Source organism: Streptomyces sp. NPDC001941, from assembly GCF_040296945.1.
Classification (GTDB): domain Bacteria; phylum Actinomycetota; class Actinomycetes; order Streptomycetales; family Streptomycetaceae; genus Streptomyces.
Window position 1 is genome coordinate 24039 of record NZ_JBEOYE010000019.1, and the last position, 21323, is coordinate 45361.

21 protein-coding genes are annotated in these 21323 nt (G+C 72.6%); 13 read left to right on the top strand and 8 right to left on the bottom strand.

Features of this window, described 5'->3' with window-relative positions; translation table 11 throughout:
- Positions 1-16: 16 nt before the first annotated feature.
- The 3 genes from gyrB to ABT160_RS15730 form a co-directional block, all read right to left on the bottom strand.
- On the bottom strand, positions 17-2116 hold the full coding sequence (gyrB, locus tag ABT160_RS15720) for a DNA topoisomerase (ATP-hydrolyzing) subunit B (protein ID WP_502984233.1): 2100 nt from the start codon (positions 2114-2116) through the stop codon (positions 17-19).
- 489 nt (positions 2117-2605) lie between these two features.
- Positions 2606-3067 (bottom strand): iron chaperone, encoded by a 462-nt coding sequence (locus ABT160_RS15725; protein ID WP_351647782.1) that lies wholly within the window; start codon positions 3065-3067, stop codon positions 2606-2608.
- Between the two features lie 112 nt (positions 3068-3179).
- Positions 3180-3635, bottom strand: coding sequence for a carboxymuconolactone decarboxylase family protein (locus ABT160_RS15730; RefSeq protein ID WP_351647784.1), 456 nt, complete (start codon positions 3633-3635; stop codon positions 3180-3182).
- Between the two features lie 236 nt (positions 3636-3871).
- Between ABT160_RS15730 and ABT160_RS15735 the strand changes: the two genes are divergently transcribed.
- The 4 genes from ABT160_RS15735 to ABT160_RS15750 all read left to right on the top strand — a co-directional run bounded on the left by ABT160_RS15735 (position 3872) and on the right by ABT160_RS15750 (position 9336).
- Positions 3872-6319 carry an ATP-binding protein gene (locus ABT160_RS15735; RefSeq protein WP_351647786.1) on the top strand — a complete coding sequence of 816 codons (2448 nt, stop codon included), beginning with the start codon at positions 3872-3874 and terminating at the stop codon, positions 6317-6319.
- Between the two features lie 32 nt (positions 6320-6351).
- Positions 6352-7272, top strand: coding sequence for a YobF C-terminal domain-containing protein (locus ABT160_RS15740; RefSeq protein WP_351647788.1), 921 nt, complete (start codon positions 6352-6354; stop codon positions 7270-7272).
- A gap of 132 nt (positions 7273-7404) precedes the next feature.
- Positions 7405-8004, top strand: coding sequence for a winged helix-turn-helix domain-containing protein (locus ABT160_RS15745; protein WP_351647790.1), 600 nt, complete (start codon positions 7405-7407; stop codon positions 8002-8004).
- 51 nt (positions 8005-8055) lie between these two features.
- Complete coding sequence (locus ABT160_RS15750; RefSeq protein WP_502984234.1) at positions 8056-9336, top strand: MFS transporter; 1281 nt, start codon at positions 8056-8058, stop codon at positions 9334-9336.
- Positions 9337-9360: 24 nt separating this feature from the next.
- Here ABT160_RS15750 and cynR read toward each other — a convergent pair whose 3' ends face one another.
- Complete coding sequence (gene cynR, locus ABT160_RS15755) at positions 9361-10266, bottom strand: transcriptional regulator CynR (protein ID WP_351647792.1); 906 nt, start codon at positions 10264-10266, stop codon at positions 9361-9363.
- Between the two features lie 124 nt (positions 10267-10390).
- Here cynR and ABT160_RS15760 point away from each other — a divergent pair, with 124 nt between their 5' ends.
- From ABT160_RS15760 to ABT160_RS15780, 5 genes are all read left to right on the top strand, one after another.
- Positions 10391-10981 carry a carbonic anhydrase gene (locus ABT160_RS15760; RefSeq protein WP_351647793.1) on the top strand — a complete coding sequence of 197 codons (591 nt, stop codon included), beginning with the start codon at positions 10391-10393 and terminating at the stop codon, positions 10979-10981.
- A gap of 132 nt (positions 10982-11113) precedes the next feature.
- Positions 11114-11584 (top strand): cyanase, encoded by a 471-nt coding sequence (gene cynS / locus ABT160_RS15765; protein WP_351647794.1) that lies wholly within the window; start codon positions 11114-11116, stop codon positions 11582-11584.
- Between the two features lie 182 nt (positions 11585-11766).
- Positions 11767-12267: a nucleoside deaminase gene (locus tag ABT160_RS15770; RefSeq protein ID WP_351647796.1), complete on the top strand. Its 501-nt coding sequence runs from the start codon at positions 11767-11769 to the stop codon at positions 12265-12267.
- A 46-nt stretch (positions 12268-12313) separates the two neighbouring features.
- Entirely contained in the window at positions 12314-12976 is a 663-nt protein-coding gene (locus ABT160_RS15775) for a class I SAM-dependent methyltransferase (protein WP_351647798.1), read from the top strand.
- The gene (locus ABT160_RS15780) at positions 12973-13995 is read left to right on the top strand and encodes an HNH endonuclease (RefSeq protein ID WP_351647800.1); all 1023 of its coding nucleotides are present in this window, start codon (positions 12973-12975) and stop codon (positions 13993-13995) included. Before ABT160_RS15775 ends, ABT160_RS15780 begins: the two co-directional genes overlap by 4 nt.
- An 85-nt stretch (positions 13996-14080) precedes the next feature.
- On the opposite strand, the gene ABT160_RS15785 is transcribed toward ABT160_RS15780, so the two are convergent.
- The 4 genes from ABT160_RS15785 to ABT160_RS15800 all read right to left on the bottom strand — a co-directional run bounded on the left by ABT160_RS15785 (position 14081) and on the right by ABT160_RS15800 (position 18542).
- Positions 14081-14758 carry a hypothetical protein gene (locus ABT160_RS15785; RefSeq protein WP_351647802.1) on the bottom strand — a complete coding sequence of 226 codons (678 nt, stop codon included), beginning with the start codon at positions 14756-14758 and terminating at the stop codon, positions 14081-14083.
- Positions 14742-15176, bottom strand: coding sequence for a hypothetical protein (locus ABT160_RS15790; protein ID WP_351647804.1), 435 nt, complete (start codon positions 15174-15176; stop codon positions 14742-14744). Before ABT160_RS15790 ends, ABT160_RS15785 begins: the two co-directional genes overlap by 17 nt.
- A 97-nt stretch (positions 15177-15273) precedes the next feature.
- A complete protein-coding gene (locus ABT160_RS15795) occupies positions 15274-17691 on the bottom strand; it encodes a glycoside hydrolase domain-containing protein (RefSeq protein WP_351647806.1) in 2418 nt (805 codons plus the stop codon).
- Between the two features lie 266 nt (positions 17692-17957).
- A complete protein-coding gene (locus ABT160_RS15800; protein ID WP_351647808.1) occupies positions 17958-18542 on the bottom strand; it encodes a TetR/AcrR family transcriptional regulator in 585 nt (194 codons plus the stop codon).
- Between the two features lie 144 nt (positions 18543-18686).
- Between ABT160_RS15800 and ABT160_RS15805 the strand changes: the two genes are divergently transcribed.
- The 4 genes from ABT160_RS15805 (at position 18687) to ABT160_RS15820 (ending at position 21246) form a co-directional block, all read left to right on the top strand.
- Positions 18687-19565 carry an SCO6745 family protein gene (locus tag ABT160_RS15805; RefSeq protein ID WP_351647810.1) on the top strand — a complete coding sequence of 293 codons (879 nt, stop codon included), beginning with the start codon at positions 18687-18689 and terminating at the stop codon, positions 19563-19565.
- 243 nt (positions 19566-19808) lie between these two features.
- Positions 19809-20495, top strand: coding sequence for a DUF6232 family protein (locus tag ABT160_RS15810; protein ID WP_351647812.1), 687 nt, complete (start codon positions 19809-19811; stop codon positions 20493-20495).
- Positions 20492-20806: a hypothetical protein gene (locus tag ABT160_RS15815; protein ID WP_351647814.1), complete on the top strand. Its 315-nt coding sequence runs from the start codon at positions 20492-20494 to the stop codon at positions 20804-20806. Before ABT160_RS15810 ends, ABT160_RS15815 begins: the two co-directional genes overlap by 4 nt.
- Positions 20807-21006: 200 nt before the next feature.
- Positions 21007-21246: a hypothetical protein gene (locus ABT160_RS15820; protein WP_351647815.1), complete on the top strand. Its 240-nt coding sequence runs from the start codon at positions 21007-21009 to the stop codon at positions 21244-21246.
- Positions 21247-21323: the final 77 nt, after the last annotated feature.

Genomic DNA, 21323 nt, shown 5'->3' on the forward strand with positions numbered 1-21323 from the left:
CTCACATGGCCCCGGCTCAGATGTCGAGGAACCGCACGTCCTTCGCGTTGCGCTGGATGAAGGAGCGCCGCGCCTCCACGTCCTCGCCCATCAGCACCGAGAACAGCTCGTCCGCCACGGCCGCGTCGGCCAGCGTCACCTGGCCCAGCACCCGGTGCTCCACGTCCATGGTGGTGACCCGCAGCTCCTCGGCGTTCATCTCGCCCAGGCCCTTGAAGCGCTGGATGGAGTCGTCCCGCAGTCGGCGGCCCTCGGCGCGGCCCCGCTCGACCAGCAGGTCGCGCTCGCGGTCGGAGTACGCGTACTCGACGTGCTCGCGGCTCCACTTGAGCTTGTAGAGCGGCGGGCGCGAGAGGTAGACGTGCCCGTGGTCGATCAGCGGCCGCATGAAGCGGAACAGGAAGGTCAGCAGCAGGGTGTTGATGTGCTGGCCGTCGACATCGGCGTCCGCCATCAGGATGATCTTGCGGTAGCGGAGCCTGCCCAGGTCGAAGTCCTCGTGCACACCGGTGCCGAAGGCGGAGATCAGCGCCTGGACCTCCTGGTTGTGCAGGATCTTGTCGATGCGGGCCTTCTCGACGTTCAGGATCTTGCCCCGGATCGGCAGGATCGCCTGGAAGCGAGGATCGCGCCCCGACTTGGCCGAGCCGCCGGCCGAGTCGCCCTCGACGATGAAGATCTCGCTGCGCTCGGGGTCCCTGGACTGGCAGTCGGCCAGCTTGCCCGGCAGCGCCGAGGTCTCCAGGAGGCCCTTCCTGCGGGTCAGGTCGCGGGCCTTGCGCGCGGCCACGCGCGCGGTGGCGGCCTGGATCGCCTTGCGCACGACCTCGGTCGCGTCCTGCGGGTTGCGGTCGAACCAGTCGCCGAGCTGTTCGTGCACCACCCGCTGCACGAACGCCTTCGCCTCGGTCGTGCCGAGCTTGGTCTTGGTCTGCCCCTCGAACTGCGGCTCGCCCAGCTTCACCGACACGATCGCGGTCAGGCCCTCGCGCACGTCCTCGCCGGACAGGTTCGCGTCCTTCTCGCGCAGCAGCCGCTTCTCGCGCGCGTACCGGTTGACTATCGAGGTGAGGGCGGTGCGGAAGCCCTCCTCATGGGTGCCGCCGTCGTGCGTGCGGATGCCGTTGGCGTACGAGTAGACGCGCTCGGCGAACTGCTCGTTCCACTGGAGCGCCACCTCCGCCGACAGCACCCGCTCCGGGTCCTCGGCGGTCAGGGACACGACCGCGACGTGGACCGGCTCGCCCTTGCGGGCATTCAGGTGGGCTACGAAGTCGGCGATGCCGCCGTCGTAGCGGTAGCTGACGGCCCGCGGCGCCGCGCCTTCCCCGGTCACGCCCTCCGCCTCCGTGCCCTCCGCCGTGCCCTCCGCCTCCGTGCGCTCGTCGGTGAGCGTGAGGGTGAGCCCCTTGTTGAGGAAGGCCATCTCCTGCAGGCGCCGGGAGAGCGTGTCGAAGGAGTACGCCGTCGTCTCGAAGATCTCCCCGTCGGCCCAGAAGGTGATCGACGTCCCGGTGGCGTCCGTGGCCTCGTGCCGGGCGAGCGGCGCGACCGGCGCACCGCGCCCGTACTCCTGGCTCCAGCGGTGGCCGTCCGTACGGATCTCCACCGCGAGCCGCGTGGACAGGGCGTTGACCACGGAGAGGCCGACGCCGTGCAGACCTCCGGAGACGGTGTAGCCGCCGCTGCCGAACTTGCCGCCCGCGTGCAGCGTCGTCAGGACCAGCTCGACGGCGGGCCTGCCCTTCACCGGGTGGATCCCGACGGGGATGCCGCGCCCGTTGTCGTCCACGCGGACGCCGCCGTCGCGCAGCAGGGTGACGTCGATCCGGTCGGCGACCCCGGCCAGCGCCTCGTCGACGGAGTTGTCGACGATCTCCTGCACCAGGTGGTGCAGGCCGTTCGCACCGGTCGACCCGATGTACATGCCCGGTCGTACGCGCACGGCGTCGAGGCCGTCCAGGACGGTGATCTCCCCGGCGCCGTACGAGGAGGAGGGGTGGGGCACGGTGGTGCGGGGTGCGGTGGTGTCGGGCGCGGCGGTGCGGGTGCCGCTGGTGCCGTCCAGGGTGGCGGAGATGCCGGAATCAGTCACAGATGCTCTCTTTTCGGGCATGGCGAGCCGCACTCACGCATGGCTGTGCGGGAGCGGTCAGGTCGGGTGGAGCCGGGGCGTCGGGTGGCCGGGGTGGTCGCGGTGTCGGGGCAGCACGAAGAAGACCCTTTGGGCCGCGTGTCCCGACGCCGACCAGGGGGTCGGGACGTGTTCCAGGATACCCAATGTGGGTGACCTGGTGATGCCTGGAAGGTGCCTGGATGCCCGCAGGAGGCCTGAACGGGGTTTGAGTCGATCCCCCCTGAGTGAGGATCGCGCTAGGCGCTCAGGAGGCCGTTCAGGGCCTTTCTCGCCCCATTGCCGCGCGGAGCTCTGGCAGGTTTCCGAAGAGCGTGCGAGAGCCCTCCGCGCGGGGCTCGTGCGCGGAGGGCTCTGTGGTCATTTGTGCAGGTCAGCGAAGATGGGGGCGCGGTACGCAGGTCCGCGGTCCGGATGTGTGCGGTGCGGTACGGGCAGGATCGCGCCGGGGCCGGGCCCCGCCCCCTGGGTTCAGGCGGCGGCCCGCGTCACCATCTCGCCGATCGCCGCCTCGACGGCCTCGGTCACCTCCGTCAGCGCGTACGAGACGGGCCACATGCTGTCGTCGTCGAGCGCGGCCCGGTCGTTGAAGCCGAACGTCGCGTACCGGGCGCCGAACTTCTGCGCGCTCTGGAAGAAGCAGAGCACCTTGCCGTCCAGGGCGTAGGCCGGCATCCCGTACCAGAGCCTGGGCGCCAGGTGCGGCGCGCTGGCGCGCACGACCGCGTGCACCCGCTCGGCCATGACCCGGTCCTCGTCCCGCATCTCCGCGATCTTGGCGAGCACGTCCGCCTCCTCCGCCGCGGCCTTCTCGGCGCGCGAGGTGCGGCGCGAGGAGGCCTTCAGCTCCCGGGCGCGCTGCTTCATCGCGTCGCGCTCCTCCTCGGTGAAACCTTCGTACGACGTGGTGGCGGAGGTGGTCCTGGTGGCCATCGGAGTGTTCCTCTCGGTCGGGGTGATCGGGCGTGCCGTGTCGTGCGGTGGTCGTCGCGGGCGGGTCCTCGCCGCCCCGGGCTCGGGTCCCGGGCAGCGCCGGGGGGCGGGCTCAGCCCCAGGCGCCCGCGATCTGCCGGGTCGTCGCGTTCAGCCGGTTGAAGAGGTTCGTGACGCCGATCATCAGGATCAGCGCGGCGAGCTGCTTCTCGTCGAAGTACGTCGCCGCCCGGTCCCACACCTCGTCACCCACCGCGTCGGGCCGGTCGGCCAGGCGCGTGGCGGCCTCGGCCAGTTCGAGCGCGGTGCGCTCCTCGTCGGTGAAGTACGGGGCCTCGCGCCAGGCGGCGACCGTGGCCAGCCGCTCGTCGCTCATCCCGGCCTTGCGGGCGGTCTTCGCCCCGCCGTCGACGCAGGCGCTGCACCCGTTGATCTGGCTGACCCGCAGGTGCACCAGCTCCAGGGTCTGCGCCTCGACGCCGGCCGACTGCGTGGCCTTGAGGAGTTCCTGGATCGGGCCCATGGCGGCGGGCAGGACGACGGCGGGGTTCTTCATGCGGGACTGCATCGGAATGTTCTCCTCGGGGTCTCTGTGTCTCGGTGTCTCGGGGTCATCCGGGTCGTGAGGTCCTCGTCGTGAGGTCCTCGACCTGGCCGCCCCTCGCGGTGTGACTCCATGACAGCCGGGACGCGCCGGGACGACGAGCGCGGTGGGACACCCTGGGACAGGGGCAACTGACTTGACCTGCGCAGACCTTGCGCCGAGTATTTCTGCGCGGGTGGGACGGCGAGACGGGGGAACGCATGGACGCGTACGAATCGACGGGCAAGGGTGAGCCCGCGGAGCAACTGGCCGCACGCCTCAGGCTCGTTCACGAGCTTTCCGGCCTCGGGGTGCGGGCACTGGCCCGCGAGGCCGACCTCAGCTCCTCCTCCCTGTCGCGCTACCTGAGCGGCCAGACCGTGCCGCCCTGGCCGGCCGTGGTCGCGCTGTGCCGCATCGTGAAGCGCGACCCGCGCCCGCTGCGCCCGCTGTGGGAGCGCACCTCCAACCCGCTGCCCGCGCCGCCGAAGAGCAGCCGCCAGCTCCAGCCCCGGCCGCGCAACGACCTGCCGCGCGACGTCGCGGACTTCACCGGCCGCGACGCCGAACTCGCTTCTGTGCTGCATGCCCTGACGACCCATCGGGTGGTCGCCCTGGACGGCATGGCGGGCGTCGGCAAGTCCACGCTGGCCGTCCACGCCGCGCACCGGATCACCGCCGACTACCCGGACGCGCAGCTCTACGTGGACCTGCACGGCTTCACCGAGGGCCGCGAACCGCTCGACGCCGACTCCGCCCTGCGCATGCTCCTCGGCGCGCTGGAGGTCCCCTCCGAGCGGGTGCCGTGCGAGGGCGGCGAGCCGCTGGCCGCCTGCTGGCGCTCCGAACTCGCCCGCCGCAAGGCCCTGGTGGTCATCGACAACGCCGTCGACGCCGACCAGGTGCGCCCGCTGCTGCCCGGCGCGGGGGAGTCCGTCGCCCTGGTCACCAGCCGCAACCGGCTCCTCGGCCTCGACGAGGTCCCCCCGGTGTCGCTGGACGTCCTCAGCCCCGCGGAGAGCGCCGCCCTCCTCGCGCGGGCCAGCGGCGACCCGTCCGGCCCCGAAGGCCGCTTCGCCCGTGAACCGGACTCCGTGGCCAAGGTGCTGGAGCTGTGCGGCCACCTGCCGCTCGCCCTGCGGCTCGCGGCGGCCCGGCTGAGACACCGGCCCGGCTGGACGATGGGCATCCTTGCGGAGCGGCTGTCCCAGGGCTCCAGCGAGTTCGACGCCGCGCTCGCCATGTCCGTACGGCAGTTGGCGCACGGCCACGCGCGCCTCTTCCGGCTGCTGGGCGCGCTGCCCGGCTCGACGTTCGACGAGTACGCCGCCGCCGCGCTCGCCGACGTGCCGCTGCACACCGCGCAGGACGTCCTGGAGGACCTGCTCGACGCCCACCTGGTGCAGCAGCCCACGCCGGGCCGCTACCGGCTGCACGACCTCGTGCACCAGCACGCCCGGCGCGCCGGCGAGGAGCAGGACGCCCCGGCCGACCGGCAGCGGGCCCTGGGGCGGATGCTCGACTACTACGTGCACGCGGTCGCCGCCGCCGACGCGGCCATGCCGCTCGTGCCGTCCCGGCCGCCCACGGCGGGGCGGGCCCCCGCGGCGCTGCCGCGCCACTCGGGCAAGGACGACGCGTTCCGCTGGATGACCGCGGAGTACGAGAACCTGATCGCCGTCTTCGAGATCGCGAGCGCTATCGGCGCCGACGCGCACGTGTGCGAACTCCCGCGCTTCATGCGGGCGTACTTCGCGCGCCGCTGCGGCACGACGCACCTCAACTTCCTCTTCGAGCGCTCCCTGGAGGCCGCGGGCCGCCTCGCGGACCCGCTCCTCCTCGCGCTGGTCCACAGTGACCTCGGCTTCGCCCGGTACAACGCGGGCCGTACGGAGGAGGCCCGCGCGGCGTACGAGGAGGCGGACCGCCTGCTCGCCGGCACGGGAGACCTCGCGGCGGAAGCCGAACTGGCGCTCCGCCGGGCCTACTTGAGCTGGGACCAGGGGCGCGTGGACGAGCCCCTGGACCTGTTCGGGGTGGCGCGCAAGCTGTACGAGGAGGCCGGCTCCGCCACCGGGGCGGCGCACGCGGTCGCCGCCGAGGCCTGGGCCCTGGTCCAGCTCGGCCGGCGCGAGGACGCAGCCCGGCTGGCCCGCGAGGTGCTGGCCCTCCCGCACCAGGAGGCGGCCTGGCCGCCCGCGCTGACGGCCCGCGTGGCGCTCGCGGTGGCGGTGGCGCGGGACGAGCCGGAGACGGCCGCCGGCCATCTGGACGACGCCCTCGCCCTGGCCCGCGCGGACGGGCACGTGCACAACGAGGCCTGGTTCCTCAACTGCCGGGGCGTCGCGCTGCGGCAGATGGGCCGCCATGAGGAGGCGCTGGCCAGCCACCGGGAGGCGTTCGCGCTCCTGGACGAGCTGTTCGAGGCCCACTGGAAGATCCACTACCTCAACGGCTACGCCGAGACCTGCCGCCTCGCGGGCCTGCCCGAGGAGGCGCTGCGCCTGCACCGCGAGGCCCTGGAGCTGGCTCCGGCGCTCGGCTACCGGCACGAGGAGGTCCTGGCCCACGAGGGCATCGCCGCGCTCCTCGACGCCACGGACCCCGACGGGGCCGCGCGGCACCGGGCGGCGGGCGAGGCCGTCCTGCGGGAACTGGAAGCCGCGTAGGCGGGCGCGTCGGCGCGGGCGGGGGCCTGGGAATGGTGGACTTCGTCGGCTCGGGCAGGGCGTGCCACACGGACGCCCTCCTGATGCTCCTGGGCGCACAGGCGCCGTCGGCCGGACTCGCCGAGACCCTCACCGGCTCGCCGTTCGGCGTCCATCTGCTCGGCGGCGCGCGGCCGTTCTTCGACCCGTACGGCTGGAGCCCGGAGCACGGGCTCGACGCCGCCGCGCGGCTGCTGGGCTGGCGGTGCGAGCGCGGCGGGGGCGGGCGGGAGAAGGAGGCGCTGGAGCGCCTGCGGGCGGTGTGCGCGCGGGGGCCGGTGCTCGTGGGGCCGGTGGACGCGGGCGGGCTGGAGTACCTGCCGCAGGGGCAGGGCCTGTACTGCGACCACTACGTGGTGGTCCTCGCGGTGGAGGGCGACCGCGTGCTGCTGCACGACCCGCACGGCCACCCGTACGCGACCGTGCCCGTCGGCCCGTTCATGGCGGCCTGGCGGGCCAGGGAAGCGGCCGTCTCCCCGGAGCCGTACGTACTGCGCTGGGGCTTCGTCCGGTACGGCGCGCCGGACCCGGCAGAGGCGGTGCGGACGGCGCTGCCCGAGTGGGTGAGCTGGCTGGGGGTGCGCGCGGACCTGCCGATGCCCGAGGGCACGCTGGCGAACCGGGCCGCCGTGGAGCGCCTCGCGGCGATGGCGGACGACGGGCTGACGCCGCTGCTGCGGAAGTCGCTGACGCACTACTGGATCGGGGTCGCGGCGCGGCGCCTCGCGGGCGCCGCCGGGTGCCTGCGCGCGGCGGGGCTGCGGGAGGCGGCGGCCGTCGCGGCGGGGCAGGCGTGGACGCTCGGCGCGCTGCAGCACCCGCTGGTGAGGGGTGACGACCGGACGGCCGCGGAACTGCTGCGCCGCCTGGCGCCGACGTACGAGCGCATGCACGAGGTGCTGTCGGCGGGCTGACCAGGCTCTGACGGCTGCCGGGGGGCTCCTGGAACCCCCTGGAGCGAAAGGGGAGTTGCGCAAACCCTCTTGCGAAAACTTCATTGCGCAATTTCCATTGCGAAAATGTTCTTTCCTATCTAAGGTCGAGGCATGTCAGACGACTCGACCGGCGAAGAGACCCGGCGCATCACGGACGTCAAGGCGCTCAAGGTCTTCACGCACCCCCTGCGCATCCGCCTCTACCGGGCCCTGTACGCCAGTCGCGCGGCGACCGCGTCCCAGCTCGCCGACCAGGTGGACGAGGTGGTCTCGCTGGTCAGCTACCACCTGCGGAAGCTGGCCGAGGGCGGCTTCATCGAGGACGCGCCCGGGCACAGCGGCGACGGGCGCGAGCGCTGGTGGCGGGTGAGCTCGGAGCAGGGGTTCTCGTACCGCACGTCCGACTTCACCGGTCCCGAGGGCGCGGCCGTCGCCGGATCGGTCACCCGGCAGTTGCTGCAGGCCCGTCAGGAGCGCTACTCCGCCTACCTGGACGAGCTGGCGGCCTGGCCGCGCGAGTGGACGGACGGGGCCTTCAGCTCCGAGTACCTGCCCCGGCTCACCGCCGCCGAGACCGCGGAAATGGGCCAGGAGCTGGGCGAGTTGATCCGCCGCTGGACCGAGCGGGGGCGCGCCGCCGAGGAGGCCGGTGAGACCGAGGGGCGCGAGCACGTCGCGGTGCACCTGTACGGCTTCCCGTCCCGGCCGTGACCCCCGGGCAGGTTCCGCCGCCCCGCACGCCCCGTCCGTGAGGAGCTCCCAGTGACCGTCATCGACAGTGCCGCCGCGCCCACGGCCGCCGCAACCGCCGCCGCGCCGCCCTCCCGCCCGGCCCACCGCGACGCCAACGTCCTGCGCTGGCTGGCCGCGTACGCCGCCTCCCTGGTCGGCGACTCGGTCTACTTCCTCGCCCTGGGCTGGGCGGCCGCCCAGACGGGGGACGCGGGGCAGGTCGGCCTGGTCCTGGCCGCCGGAGCCGTACCGCGCGCGATCCTGATGCTCGGCGGGGGAGTGGTCGCCGACCGGCTCGGGCCGCGCCGGATCGTCATCGCCTCGGACGCGGTGCGATGCGCGGTGGTCCTCGCCCTCGCGGCCGTCCTCGCGCTGGCGGCCCCGGGCCTCTGGCCGCTCGTGGCGGTGGCCCTGGTCTTCGGGGTGGTCGACGCGCTGTTCATGCCCGCCGTGGGGGCCCTGCCGCCGCGCATCACCGGCCCTGACCAGCTGGTCAGGGTGCAGGGCATGCGGATGCTCGCGGCGCGGGTGGGCACGGTCGGTGGCCCGCCGCTGGCCGGCTTCGCGATGGGCGCGGGCGGCACGGCGACGGCGTTCGGCCTCGCCGGGGGCCTCTTCGCGGTGTCGCTGGTGCTGCTGGTCGCGGTGCGCGTGGCACCGCTGCCGACCGACGGCGCCACCACCGGGAGCGGGCCCGCCGAGTCGCCGTGGGGCCAGCTCCGCGACGGCCTGCGGCACATCCGCAGGCACCCCCGCACCGGCCCGCTGGTCCTCTCGCTCGCCCTGACCGAACTGGGTGGCATCCCGCTCCTCAACGTCGGCCTGGTCCTGCTCGCCGCCGAACGCGGCTGGGGCCCCTCCGGCATCGGCTGGATCGTCAGCGCCTTCGGCGCGGGCGCGGCGGCGGGGGCCCTGCTGCTCACCCTGGTCCGCCACGTGCCCAGGGCCGGGGCGGTCCAGATCGCGGCGACGGCCGTGCAGGCGGCCGGACTCGGCGCCCTGGGCCTGGCCCCCGGCCTCGGCGCGGCGGTGGCGCTCGCGGGTGCGGTCGGGCTGGTCTGCGGGGTGTGCGGGGCGGTGGCGACGGGCCTGGTCCAGACGGCCACCGAGCCGGCCTACCTGGGCCGCGTCAGCTCGGTCCTGGCCCTCACCAGCGTGGGCCTGGCCCCGCTGGCGTACCCCCTGTTCGGCTACGCGATCCAGCTCTGGGGCGCGGCGCCGGTGTTCGTGGCGGGCGCGGCGGTCAGTGCGTGCGGCGCGGTCGTCGGCCTGCTGGCGCCGGGGGTGCGCCGGGCGGAACTGGTGCGCTGACGGCGCCCGTGGCCGCGCGTACCCTCACCGCCCCACGGGCACGTACCCCCGCTCCTCCACCACCGCGCGCAGCACCCGCGCGAACGCCCCCGCCGCCGCGCTGCGGTAGGCGTCCGCGCGGCTCAGCAGGGACACCGTGCGCGTCGGCAGCGGCGGCTCCAGGGGGACCGGGGTCAGGTGCGGGTGGTCGTGCGTGATGGCGTCGGGCAGCACCGTGGCGAGCGGGGTGCGGCGGACGATCTCGCTGAGGGCCTGGATCGAGTTGGCCTCCACGGTGATGCGCGGGCTGACGCGGTGCTCGGTGAAGTACGCGTCGATGTGGCCGCGCGTCGCGAAGTCCCCGCTCAGCAGGGCGAGCTGGCGCTCCGCCACCTCGGCGACCGACCAGGGGCGGGGAGCGGTCGCCCCGCCGCCCGTGACGAGGCTCAGGGTCTCGGTGAACAGGGGTTCCGCCTCGACCCCGGGCAGGTGCCCGTCGGCGAAGGCGATCCCCAGGTCCAGTTCGTCCGCGAGCAGGTCGGCCTCGATCCGGTCCTGCGCCGCCTCGCGGACGGTGAGCGTGAGCCCCGGGTGGCGTGCGTGCAGTGCCGCGACCAGCGGTCCGACCAGGTACGCGGTGAAGGTCGGGGTCACCGCGAGGCGCAGGTGCCCGCGCGAGAGGTCCCGGACGTCGTGCAGGGCCCGCTCGGCGGCCGACAGGTCGCGCAGGGCGCGCCGCGCGTGCAGGGCGTACGTCTCGCCCGCGTCGGTCAGCCGCACCGCCCGCCCCGTCCGGTCGAGCAGCTGCACCCCGAGCGTCCGCTCCAGCTGCTTGACCTGCTGGGACAGCGTCGGCTGCGAGATGTGCAGCTCCTCGGCGGCGCGGGTGAAGCTGCCGTGGTCGGCGACGGCGAGCAGATAGCGCAGGTGGCGCAGTTCCAGGGAGGCCATGGGAGGAAGTATAGATGAAGTCTATAGAAGCTATGGATAGTAGGTCTTGGACTCTATAGGTCCAGCTCGTGCATGGTGGATCCCGTCGCCCCCACCGGGTGGCAGCGATCGAAGGGAAGTGACCATGCGAGACCTCGCCGACGGCGTCACGCGGTTCCAGCGGGAGGTCTTCCCGGCCCGGGCGGATCTCTTCGCCCACCTGGCCGCGCACCACGCCCCCCACACGCTGTTCATCGGCTGCTCCGACGCCCGGGTCGTGCCCGAGCTGATCACCGGCAGCGAGCCGGGCGAGCTGTTCGTCGTCCGCACGGCCGGCAACCTCGTGCCCGCGTACACCCCCGGCGCCGACGGCGTCGCCGCGAGCATCGAGTACGCCGTCGCGGTCCTCGGCGTCCGCGAGATCGTCGTGTGCGGCCACTCCGCCTGCGGCGCCATGACGGCCCTCGCCGAGGGCCACGACCTCGGCACGGCCCCCGCCGTCGCGGGCTGGCTGCGGTACGCCGACGCCTCGCTGGCCCGGACCGCCCCCGGCACGGACGTGTCCGCGCTGGTCCGCGAGAACGTACGCGCCCAGCTCGCCAACCTGGCCACCCACCCCTCGGTCGCCCGCGCCCTCGCGGACGGCTCGGTGCGGCTGCACGGCTGGGTCTTCGACATCGCCACGGGGCGGGTCGAGGAGCTGGCGGCCACGGACCGCACCCCGTCCCACGCCTGAGGGCTGACCTCGGCACCCGTACGAAGACCCCGTACGAAACACCGCAGGGCGTACGAAGCACGGCACTGCGTCCACCCCCCCCGTACGACCCGTACGACCCGTTAACCCGTACGAAGAGAGAAGGAACCCCTCATGGTCCACGCACAGTTCGACCCCACCGCCCGCGAGCTGCTCGCAGCCCGTGCCGTCGAGGCGAAGATCCGCAAGGACCTCACCTGGGAGCGGATCGCGGAGGCCTCCGGCTTCTCGGTGGCCTTCACCACCGCGGCCGTCCTCGGCCAGCACGCCCTGCCGGAGCAGGCCGCCAAGGCGGTCGGCGCGCTCCTCGACCTGGACGAGGACGCGGTACTGCTGCTGCAGACCATCCCGACCCGCGGCTCGATCCCCGGCGCGGTCCCCACGGACCCGACGATCTACCGCTTCTACGAGATGCTCCAGGTCTACGGCACCACCCTCAAGGCGCTGGTCCACGAGCAGTTCGGCGACGGGATCATCTCCGCGATCAACTTCAAGCTGGACGTGAAGAAGGTCGCCGACCCCGAGGGCGGCGAGCGTGCGGTGATCACGCTGGACGGCAAGTACCTGCCGACCAAGCCCTTCTGAGACCGCACCCTTCACCACACCCCTCGGCGCACCCCCTTCCGCACCCCATCCGCGCCTCTCTGACCCCTGTCGGACGAGTCCACGGGCAAGCCCCTTCCGCCCGGACCCCGGCAGGCCAGGGGCGGGCCGCTCCCCGCATAACGGCCCGCCCCACCCCTTCCACGACCCTGGAGGAACACGTCATGGACTTCGCACAGCGCACCATCGACCTCGCCCGGCAGAACGTCGCCGAGGGCGGCCGTCCCTTCGCCACCGTCATCGTCAAGGACGGCGAGATCCTCGCCGAGAGCCCCAACCAGGTCGCCCAGACCAACGACCCCACCGCCCACGCCGAGATCCTCGCCATCCGCGAGGCGTGCCGGAAGCTGGGCACCGAGCACCTGACCGGCGCCACGATCTACATCCTGGCGCTGCCCTGCCCGATGTGCCTGGGCGCCCTCTACTACTGCTCGCCGGACGAGGTCGTCTTCCTGACCACCCGCGACGCCTACGAGCCGCACTACGTGGACGACCGCAAGTACTTCGAACTGGACAACTTCTACGCAGAGTTCGCCAAGGACTGGGACGAGCGCCGACTGCCGATGCGCCACGAGCCGCGCGAAGCCGCCGTGGACGTGTACCGGGCCTGGCAGGAGCGCAACGGCGGCAGCCGCCGCGTCCCGGGAGCGCCGACCGGGGCCTGACCCCGGGCCCCGGGGCGTTGTCAGTGGCGCCCCGTACCGTGTCCTCATGATCGGTACCAGCGAGGACACCGCGCCCGGCGAAGGGCCGCGCGCCGCCGGAGTACAGGAGTACTACGCGCGGAACGCGGCCCTGCTGGGCGAGCGGTACGGCAGCGTGACGTTCGAGGACGTGCACGGGGAGGTCGAGGACCTGCTGCCGCCGCCCCCGGCGCGCGTCCTCGACGTGGGCGCGGGCACGGGCCGGGACGCCGCGGCCCTGGCCCGCCGCGGCTACCGGGTGCTCGCCGCCGAGCCGGTGGCCGAACTGCGCGCGGAGGCACGTCGGCTGCACCCGGACCCCGCCATCGAATGGGCCGCCTCCGCGCTGCCCGACCTGCGGGGCATTCCCCGCCCCGAGGGCGGCTTCGACCTGGTGCTGCTCTCGGCGGTGTGGATGCACCTGCCGCCCGAGGAGCGCGCCCCGGCGATGACCCGCCTGGCCGCACTCCTCGCCCCGACGGGCCTCCTGGTCATCTCACTGCGCCGAGGAACCCCGCCGGAGGGCCGGGTCATGTACGACGTCCCGGCCGAGGAGACCGCCGCGCACGCGGCCCGCGCGGGCCTGCGGGTGGAACGCCTCTTCTCGGACGGCGACGACCACCTGGGCCGCGCGGACGTCTGGTGGCAGAGCCTGTCCCTGCGGCACGCGAAGGGTGCGGAGGGGACGTGAGCGACGCGCGCGAACGGGCGCTCCACGAGCGGTACTTCTACGAGCGGGACGCCTCGCCCCGGGCCTCCTGGCGCCTCGCCGTGCTGATGGGCAGGAACTCGCGCACGTACAAGTTCGGCCTGGGACGGACGCTGCTCGACTTCGGGCGCGAGGGGCGCGACGCCGTGCCGCTGACCGAGTTCGCCGCCGCCTACGCCTTGAACATGGCCCACCACATGGGCCAGGATCCCCAGGCCCCGCGCGGCCCCGAGCCCGGACCGCGCGACTTCCTCACGGTCGCCGCCGACGAGCGGGCCGCCACCGTCGTCGCAGGGCGGGCCACCGAGCGCCTGGTGGACGCGGCGGTGCGCTCGATCCCGGGGATGGTCATGAAGAAGTTCCACAACCTGGCCGACGACACGGTCGTGCCCCACACCTTCTACGCGCTGGTGGGCCGGGGGCGGCACCGGACGGTGACGCTCAGCCCGGACCTGGTCGAGATCGCCGGGTCCGAGCAGGCGCCGGGCCTGGCCGGGGAGCTGGAGGCGCGCTGGCGGATCGTGGAGAGCTCCTTCGCCGCCGAGGTGGGCCGCAGTCTGATCGCCGGCGGCGTCGAGGTCGACCTGGCGCACGGGGTGATCAGGGACAAGCTGCGCCGGCGCGCGGTGACCGGCGTCGTCGAGGCGACGATCGGCTTCCAGCACGGCCGGTGCCTGATCTGCGACGAGGTGATCGCGCCGGGGGACGCCGTGGCCGTCGACCACGTCTTCCCGTTCGCCCTCATGAAGCGCTACGGGAGCATCGGCGGGTGGAGCGGGCCCGACCTGGACGCCCTGTGGAACCTGGCGCCCGCGCACCAGGGGTGCAACAGCCTCAAGAGCGACCGGCCGCCGACCCGGGCGGAGCTGATACGGCTCGCCGCGCGCAACGAGGCGATCGCCGGCTCGCCGCACCCACTGCGCCGCACCCTCGAACTGAGCCTGGGCGGGGCCGCCTCCTGGGAGGCGTACCTGGCGGCCGTGGAGCGGGCCGCGGGGTGACGCGTACCGCTCCCGCCGCCCCCTCGGTGAGCGCGGAAGCCCCGGACCGCGTTGAGCAGGGTCCGGGGTTCCCGTCGCGCCGTTCCTACACGGTGCGGGCGAACGTGCGGGAGCGGGTGAGGCGGGACGGGGCGAAGGCGTCGACGGTGCCCGCGCCCTCGTTGCCCGGGCCGGCCAGCCAGCCGCGGATCTTGCGGGCCACGCCCTTCACCTTCGGGTGGCCCGGCTTGTACGCGAGCTGGAAGTGCGACTCCTTCGGGACGGTGAAGTCGCCGCCCCAGGACACTGCCCCGTCCAGCTCCGCCAGGATGTCCCGCACCACGACCAGCTCCTGCGGGTACAGGCCGCCCTTGACGCCCAGCGGGTAGGCGTGCGGACGGATCGTCAGGGCCGAGCCCGACAGGTGGTTGGACTCGAAGGGCTGAGCGACCCCGCGGTCCGTGGTGTGGCCGGTGACGTCCCCCGGGCGCAGGGCGTCGATCTCGTAGTGGAACCGGCGGGCCACGTGCAGCAGGATCACCGCCGCGTCGCCCCCGGCCAGCCGCACCGACTGGCCGGAGCCCTCGATGTGGTACGACGTGGCCTCTTCCAGGACCGGCCAGCCGTTGGCCGTGGTGTCGCCGTTCCAGCCGGTCCGCGCCGGTGCGGCGGGAGCGGCCGGGACGGCTGCCTGGGCGGTGCCGGGCAGGACGGTGAGGGCGCTGGTGGCGCCGAGTGCGGCACCCGCCGCCAGGACGGTGCGCCGGTCAAGCTGTGGTGTCACTCTTCTTCCTTCCGAGGACCGCCGCCACGGCCGCGACGGCACAGCCGACCAGCAGCACGGCGACGGCGACGAGCGTGGGGTTCACGTAGGCGGGGACCAGGTCGTGGGCGGCGTCGCACTTGTTGTGCAGCGGGAACCACCGCGACGCCTCCCGCCAGTGCGCCGCCCGGTAGGCGTTGTCCAGCGGCGTGCCCTGAGCGGCGCACGCCTCCCCGACGTCGAGGCCGCCCGACCAGGCTCCGAAGAACCAGATGACGGCGCCCGCGACCAGCAGGACGAAGGCCGGGTTGGGCCACCAGCCCGGCCGGGTCCAGGAGCGGTCGGCCACCCCGCGCACGGTGCGCCACGCGCAGACGACGAGGGCGACGGCCGCGAGGACGGGCAGGGCGATCGTGGCCAGGACGGAGACGGCGTTCACTGACGGGGTGGTCCCTTCGATCACGTACGGTGGTTCAGGTTCTTCAGGTGGTTCACGGTTTCACGCGCGGGCGTTCAGGCCCTGGCGAGCCGGTCGTTCACTTGCGGGCGGCCCGGGTCCTGGCGGCCGCCAGGTACTTCTGGTGGTTCTTCTCGTACGTGGCGCGCAGCCGCCGCTCGCTGCCGGTGCGGGCGAGCAGGACGTCCACGAACCCCTGCTCGAACGGCTCCAGTTCGTCGTAGCCGAGCATCGCCGGGAGCGTCTTGATGCCGCCACGGACGGTGACGAGCCCGATCTGCGCGGCCACGACCTCCTTGTCGTCGGCGGCGGTGAGGATGTTGTGCGCCAGGAACTTGGCGTTCTCGGTGCTGCCGGTGAACCGGCCGTTCCAGTAGTTGTTGAAGCGGTTCAGGCCCCCGCCGCCGTTGTAGTGGTCGGTCACCGCCTGGACGATCGTCTTGCCGTCCCGTACCGCCTTGGCCAGCAGCCAGGCGTCGGCGTCCTCGATCAGGTCGTTGTAGCCGAAGCTGGAGGCCACGCCGACCTTCGCCATCTTCAGCTGCACGAAGTTGCGGCCGTTGGGGTACTGGTCGTTCGCCCGCCGCCAGTCGACGTAGAGCGTCAGCAGGTCACCGCCCCAGCCCGCCACGTCGCCCTCGTTGACGGACTTCGGGTTGGACGGCATCCAGGCCGTGAAGTGCCCGTTGGCCGAGGCCATCAGGTGCTCCGCGCCCAGCTCGTACGCGGTGTACGGATCGACGAAGTCGGTCATCACCGACATGCCCGCCGCGTTGCAGTAGTCGACGAACTTGCCGTCCACGCCGCCGATCAGGAAGTCCCAGTCGCTGCCGCCGTACTTCTGGTGCCGGACGTACTCCATCACCAGCTGCGACTTGTTGCGGTTGCTCCCGGTGTAGGAGAGCGCCAGGTCGTACAGCCGCTGGACGTACGCGATGAAGCCGTCCGCCGGTCCCGAGGGCTTGTTGACGCTGTTCTGCCCGAGGTCGGCCCCGGACACCACGTCGCGGTCGAGGTCGAACTTGTCGGCCCCGTTGACGACCTGGAACTCCTTGATCTGGTTGAAGGACCAGTTCGCCGGGATCGGGAAGCCGAGGTTTCCGGAGAAGCCCCAGGACATGCCGGAGACGAAGGAGAAGCGGGCGCCGGTCTGGCGGCTGACGACGGTGCACACGTTGCGCGAGCCGTACACGCCGTGCACGTACCGCTTGCCGTTGTACGCGAGTCCCGCCGCGACCCCGTAGAAGTACGGCACGATCGCCGCGTCGATCTCCTCGCGGGTCGCGTCGTAGTCCACCGCGAAGTAGATGACGGTGCCGCGGTTGAAGCCGTAGTCCGACGCCAGCTTGTGGGCGTTGAGCGCGTGCTGGTAGCCCGCGGTGTAGGTGAAGTCGGAGAGCTGGCGGGCGTTGTCCTGGTAGATCGGGAAGACCCGCAGCCCGTTGGTGAAGATGGTCTGCAGCTCGCCCGGCTTGATCTCCTTGTCCAGGGTGGAGCCCGGCGGGTCGTAGATGTAGCGCCCCACCACCTGGTAGCCGTTGTTGCGCAGCCACACCGCGCGCGAGGCGGTGATCTCGAAGCGGGTGTCGGAGCCGGTGGCCGGCCGGTCCGCGTCGCCCATCGAGACCAGGAGCTGCGCCCAGGTCTGGTAGTCGGCGCGCCCGGTGGCGGACAGCTTGCAGAACCGCTGGAAGATCTCCACCCACTCGCGCAGCTTGCCGTCGTAGCTGGAGCGCCAGGTGGTGGGCGTGCCGGTGTCGCTGGTGCCGGTCGGCACCGGGGAGTTGAAGACGCAGGCCGCCGAGAAGAACTGCACCCACAGTCCGGAGTCGCCCTCGCCGAGGTTCTTGGTCCGCAGCCCGTCCTGGGTGGCGGGGCCGAAGTTCCCGTTGGGCGCGGCGATGCCGAGCTCGTACTGGATCGCGATGACGAGGGCCTTCTGCACGTCGCGGGAGTAGATCCCGTCGCAGGGGCCGATGCTGTACGCGTCGCGCGTCCAGTAGCGGCCGTTGAGCCAGCGCTGGATGGAGCGGACCTCGTCGGTGCCGCCGGTGATCCTGATGTAGGCGTCCATGTTGAGGATGCACTTGAAGATCTTCGGCGTGGTGATGCCACCGGCGGTGCCGGTGCCACCGTCGGGCAGCCCCATGTCGACCCGGAGGGCCTTGACGGCCTCGGTGGTGACGGCGCCGTACTCGCCGTAGCCGTTGGCCCCCCAGTAGCCCTTGCAGAACAGGCCGTGCTGGATGATCCGTACGATGTTGCCGTTCTTGTTCCAGCCGAACCCGATGTCGCCCAGGGCCTGGAGCTTGGCCATGGTGCCGGGACCGAAGCTGGCGACCACGGGGCTGATCCCCAGCTCGTGCTGGAGGCCCATGGTCAGGGCCAGCATGGTGGACCAGCCGGTGCGGCCGTCCTCGGGACAGCGCTGGTACCCGGTCACGCTGCCGTAGGTTGCGTTCACCCATTTCTGGGCGTCGAGGACCTTCTCGTCCAACGTCGTTCCTTTCCTTGAAACTGACGCGGCATCGGGCCCTCGTGAAGGGAGCGGTCGTGCCGTGGCCGCCCGGGCCGGTGAAGACGTGCTGCCGCGCTCCGCGATCCTAGGAAACGGAAGTCTCCGTTCCGTCTTTTTCCCGTGTCGAGGGGCGACTCGTGAGGCCGACGACGCCCCACGGGCACTCAGCCGCGCCGTGCTTCGGTGTCGGCGACCACGCCGGCGGCGGCTTCGGTCCGCGACCGGCGGTGGGGCGTGCCGGGACCCTACGGTGCGCCGAGTCCCGGCTGGCGGTCGACGAGGGTGCGGAATGTCGCGGCGGGGTCGTCGTCCAGGGTCGGCAGGCTGGTGCTCAGCTGGAGCGTCGCGAACCCGTGGGCCAGTGACCAGGCGGCCAGGCCGGTGCGCCGGGCCTCGGCGCCGTCCGGCGAGTCGGGCAGGCTGTCGACGCCCGCGCGCAGGGCGGCGGCCGACCGGTCCCTGGCCGCGACGAGCTCCGGATCGGCCTCGTGCAACAGCCCGGGCTGGAACATCACGGCGAAGTGGGACGGGTGGCCCAGGGCGAACTCCACGTACCGCACGCCCATTTCGCGCAGCCGGTGCGCGGTGTCGTCCGGCACCTCGTCCAGGGCGGCGGCCAGCAGGTCGAAGCCTTCGGCGGCGATCGCGGTCAGCAGTCCGGCCTTGTCCCCGAAGTGGTGGGCGGGCGCGGCGTGCGAGACCCCGGCGCGGCGGGCGAGGTCGCGCAGGCTGATCGCGGCGACGCCGTCGTCGCGGATGGCGTCGAGCGCGGCGGCGAGCACGGAGCGACGGAGGTCTCCGTGGTGGTAGGCGCGAGGTGAGGGTGTCATCGGGAACAGGATACCGAGAATCTAGGCAGTGAAAAGTAGTCACTGGAAAGTAGTCATTGACAAGATGGCGTGAGGGGGAGGAATCTTGGGTGAAGACGAAAGGCACGACAGCAGCACGACAGACACGAGGGGGAGGTCCGTGCCATGCCGCACGCACTTCGCACGATCCGTCAGATGTGGCAGCTCCTGGAGCCGGTCCACGCCACGGTCTACTACGCCCAGGAGTCCTTCGAGGAGGCGGCGGCGCTCGGCTACGCCACCGACGAGCGCTGGCCCGGCTACTTCGCGTACCGCGCCGCACCCCTCGGCCCCGTCGGACCCCCGCTGGTGAACGCGCTGTTCTACAGCTTCAGCCCGGGCATGGTCGAGCGGTACGTCGCACCCGCCTGGCACACCGCGACCCCCGGGCGCGTCCTGGAGGCCCGCGCCACCGCGGTCGACCGCGCCCTGCGCCGGCTGCTCGCCGACCGGCTCGACTCCCCGGAGCTGCGGGAGGCCGCGTCCCTGACCCGGCGCGCCGCCGAGGCCGCCGACACCTCCGCCCGCCCGCTGGCCGCCGCCAACGCGGCCCTGCCCTGGCCGGACGCCCCGCACGCGGTGCTGTGGCACGCCGCCACGATCCTGCGCGAGCACCGGGGCGACGGCCACCTCGTGGCGCTGCGCAGGCACGGCCTGGACCCGGCCGAGTCACTGGTCTCGCACGCGGCGGTGGGCGCGGCGCCCGAGGAGGTGTTCGCCAGCAGGCAGTGGGCGGAGGCGGAGTGGTCCGCGGCGCGTGAACGCCTGCTCGTGAGGGGCCTGGTGGACGAGTCCGGCAAGGCGACGGAGGAGGGGCACCGGGTGCGCACGTCGGTGGAACGGCTCACCGACGAGCTGGCCGCCGCCCCGTGGGAGGCCCTCGCCCCGGACGAGACGGCCCGCCTGGCGGACCTGTTGGTGCCGCCGGTGCTCGACATCGTGGGTACGGGACTGCTGCCGATGCAGAGCACGCTGGGGATAGGGATGGTGTACGACGAGGAGTGAGGGGGCGGGACGCGGGGGAGGGGAGCGCGCGGGCGTACGGGAATGCCGGTCATACCGGTCATGCGGCGAGGCGGACCGCCACCCACCGGTAGCCTCCGGCCATCGCCGCCGGTGAAACGGCTGAATCACGCGTCCTGATCGTCTCGCCAACAACGTTGCTGCCAGGCATTCTTGACCGAACGTCAGGAGAAGCGCCCCGGCTCGTCCCGCTGGGCCGCGCGATCCGCTGGCCTCGGGGGAGTCATGACATCCAGCGAACCGCCGCACACCGCACAGCCCGTACCGCCCGTACCGCCTCGTCCGAGTGGTCCGCCCACCCGGCCCGGAGTGATCGCGTCGACGGGGAGCGCCCCGGACGAGGTACCGAACAAGCACCAACTGGTCGTGCGGCAACATCTGCTGTGGGTGGCCGGCGCCGCGTTCCCGCTGAACAACATCGCCCGGGTGCACACGTACGTCCTGCACCCCCGGCGCGGGGCCGCGGCCGGGCGCTTCTTCCGGCGGCTGCTCCTCACCGGCGTGGTGATGCTGGTGCTGGTCTTCCTCTCGGAAGCCACCCGGTCGTCGTTCAGCAGCGACGACACCGAGGCCTGGATCACGCTCGCGTGGATGGGTGCGGCCGGCTTCGTGATCTGGGAAGCCGTCCACCTCCTCACGGTCCTGACGGCGCCGTCACGCCACGTCCTCGGCGTCGACACCAGCGGTGCGGCGGCGGCCCTCGTCTCCTTCGACGACCCCGAGCGCCTGCAGCACCTGCTGGCGGAGCTCACCTACGCGCTGGAGCACCCGGGGACCGAGTTCACGGCCCGCATCGAGACGCTGAACGTGGACCTGCGCTACTACCAGGGCTCCGGCAACAACTACCAGTTCCACTCCGGAACCGGCGACAACAGCGTGGTCAGCGGCAACCAGGCTCTGGGGGGTCGATGAGTAACAACTACCAGTTCCACTCGGGGACCGGCGACAACAACATCACCTACCACAACGACGCGGCGGGCACGGCCGAGCGCGAGCTGCTCGCCCGCCTCCTGACCGAGATCGACGCCCTGCGCACCCGGGACCCGTTGCCGGACACCACCGCGGCCTCCCTCGCCGACTCGCGCGCCCTGCTCGCCCCGGACAGCGACGCCTCCCCGCGCGAGCGCCGCAGCGCGCTGAACTCGGTGGCGGCCATCGCCACGGCACTGGGCGCGATCGGGACGCCGGTGCTGGGGCTGGTGCAGCAGATACTGGGCGCCTGAGGGGGCGGGGGGCGAGGGATCCGCTCGGGCGGCCCCGGCATCGGTTCCTTGAGTCGCCCGCGCGGGGGGCGTGTTCAGTGACGGGTCCGAGATGTCCGGGTGGTGGGTGGATGCCTGACCGTTCTTGACATGGCGTCTACATGGAATGCATGCTTCCCCGGCGCCAGATAGTTGGCGCATGAAACGGGAGAATGCACATCATGCGCAAGGTTTTCGCTGCGGTCTTGACCGGACTGTTCAGCTTCACGCTCTTCACCGCCCTGCCGTCCAACCACCAGGCGGCCGAGGCCCTGACCTTCGACCCCAACGCGTGCCTCGACCTGAGCCAGGTCAAGCAGTGCGAGAAGGGTTACATCTACAAGTTCGTTCCGCTCCAGGGTCCCTACCCGAAGGGCACGTGCCGCCCCTACGCGAAGGTGAAGACCAGCACCAAGTGCTGACTCTGCGGTAGCGGTACAAGCAGTAATAGCGAAATGCCGCTGGGGCGCGAACTCGTCGCGCCCCAGCGGCATTTCCG

Bases quoted from the DNA above. Each gene is read 5' to 3' on its own strand.
- ABT160_RS15810 (WP_351647812.1), top strand. From the start codon at position 19,809: ATGACATCCAGCGAACCGCCGCACACCGCACAGCCCGTACCGCCCGTA.
- ABT160_RS15760 (WP_351647793.1), top strand. From the start codon at position 10,391: ATGCGAGACCTCGCCGACGGCGTCACGCGGTTCCAGCGGGAGGTCTTC.
- gyrB (WP_502984233.1), bottom strand. From the start codon at position 2,116: ATGCCCGAAAAGAGAGCATCTGTGACTGATTCCGGCATCTCCGCCACC.
- ABT160_RS15725 (WP_351647782.1), bottom strand. From the start codon at position 3,067: ATGGCCACCAGGACCACCTCCGCCACCACGTCGTACGAAGGTTTCACC.
- ABT160_RS15775 (WP_351647798.1), top strand. From the start codon at position 12,314: ATGATCGGTACCAGCGAGGACACCGCGCCCGGCGAAGGGCCGCGCGCC.
- ABT160_RS15800 (WP_351647808.1), bottom strand. From the start codon at position 18,542: ATGACACCCTCACCTCGCGCCTACCACCACGGAGACCTCCGTCGCTCC.
- ABT160_RS15770 (WP_351647796.1), top strand. From the start codon at position 11,767: ATGGACTTCGCACAGCGCACCATCGACCTCGCCCGGCAGAACGTCGCC.
- cynR (WP_351647792.1), bottom strand. From the start codon at position 10,266: ATGGCCTCCCTGGAACTGCGCCACCTGCGCTATCTGCTCGCCGTCGCC.
- ABT160_RS15730 (WP_351647784.1), bottom strand. From the start codon at position 3,635: ATGCAGTCCCGCATGAAGAACCCCGCCGTCGTCCTGCCCGCCGCCATG.
- ABT160_RS15745 (WP_351647790.1), top strand. From the start codon at position 7,405: ATGTCAGACGACTCGACCGGCGAAGAGACCCGGCGCATCACGGACGTC.
- ABT160_RS15735 (WP_351647786.1), top strand. From the start codon at position 3,872: ATGGACGCGTACGAATCGACGGGCAAGGGTGAGCCCGCGGAGCAACTG.
- ABT160_RS15805 (WP_351647810.1), top strand. From the start codon at position 18,687: ATGCCGCACGCACTTCGCACGATCCGTCAGATGTGGCAGCTCCTGGAG.
- cynS (WP_351647794.1), top strand. From the start codon at position 11,114: ATGGTCCACGCACAGTTCGACCCCACCGCCCGCGAGCTGCTCGCAGCC.
- ABT160_RS15740 (WP_351647788.1), top strand. From the start codon at position 6,352: ATGGTGGACTTCGTCGGCTCGGGCAGGGCGTGCCACACGGACGCCCTC.
- ABT160_RS15815 (WP_351647814.1), top strand. From the start codon at position 20,492: ATGAGTAACAACTACCAGTTCCACTCGGGGACCGGCGACAACAACATC.
- ABT160_RS15820 (WP_351647815.1), top strand. From the start codon at position 21,007: ATGCGCAAGGTTTTCGCTGCGGTCTTGACCGGACTGTTCAGCTTCACG.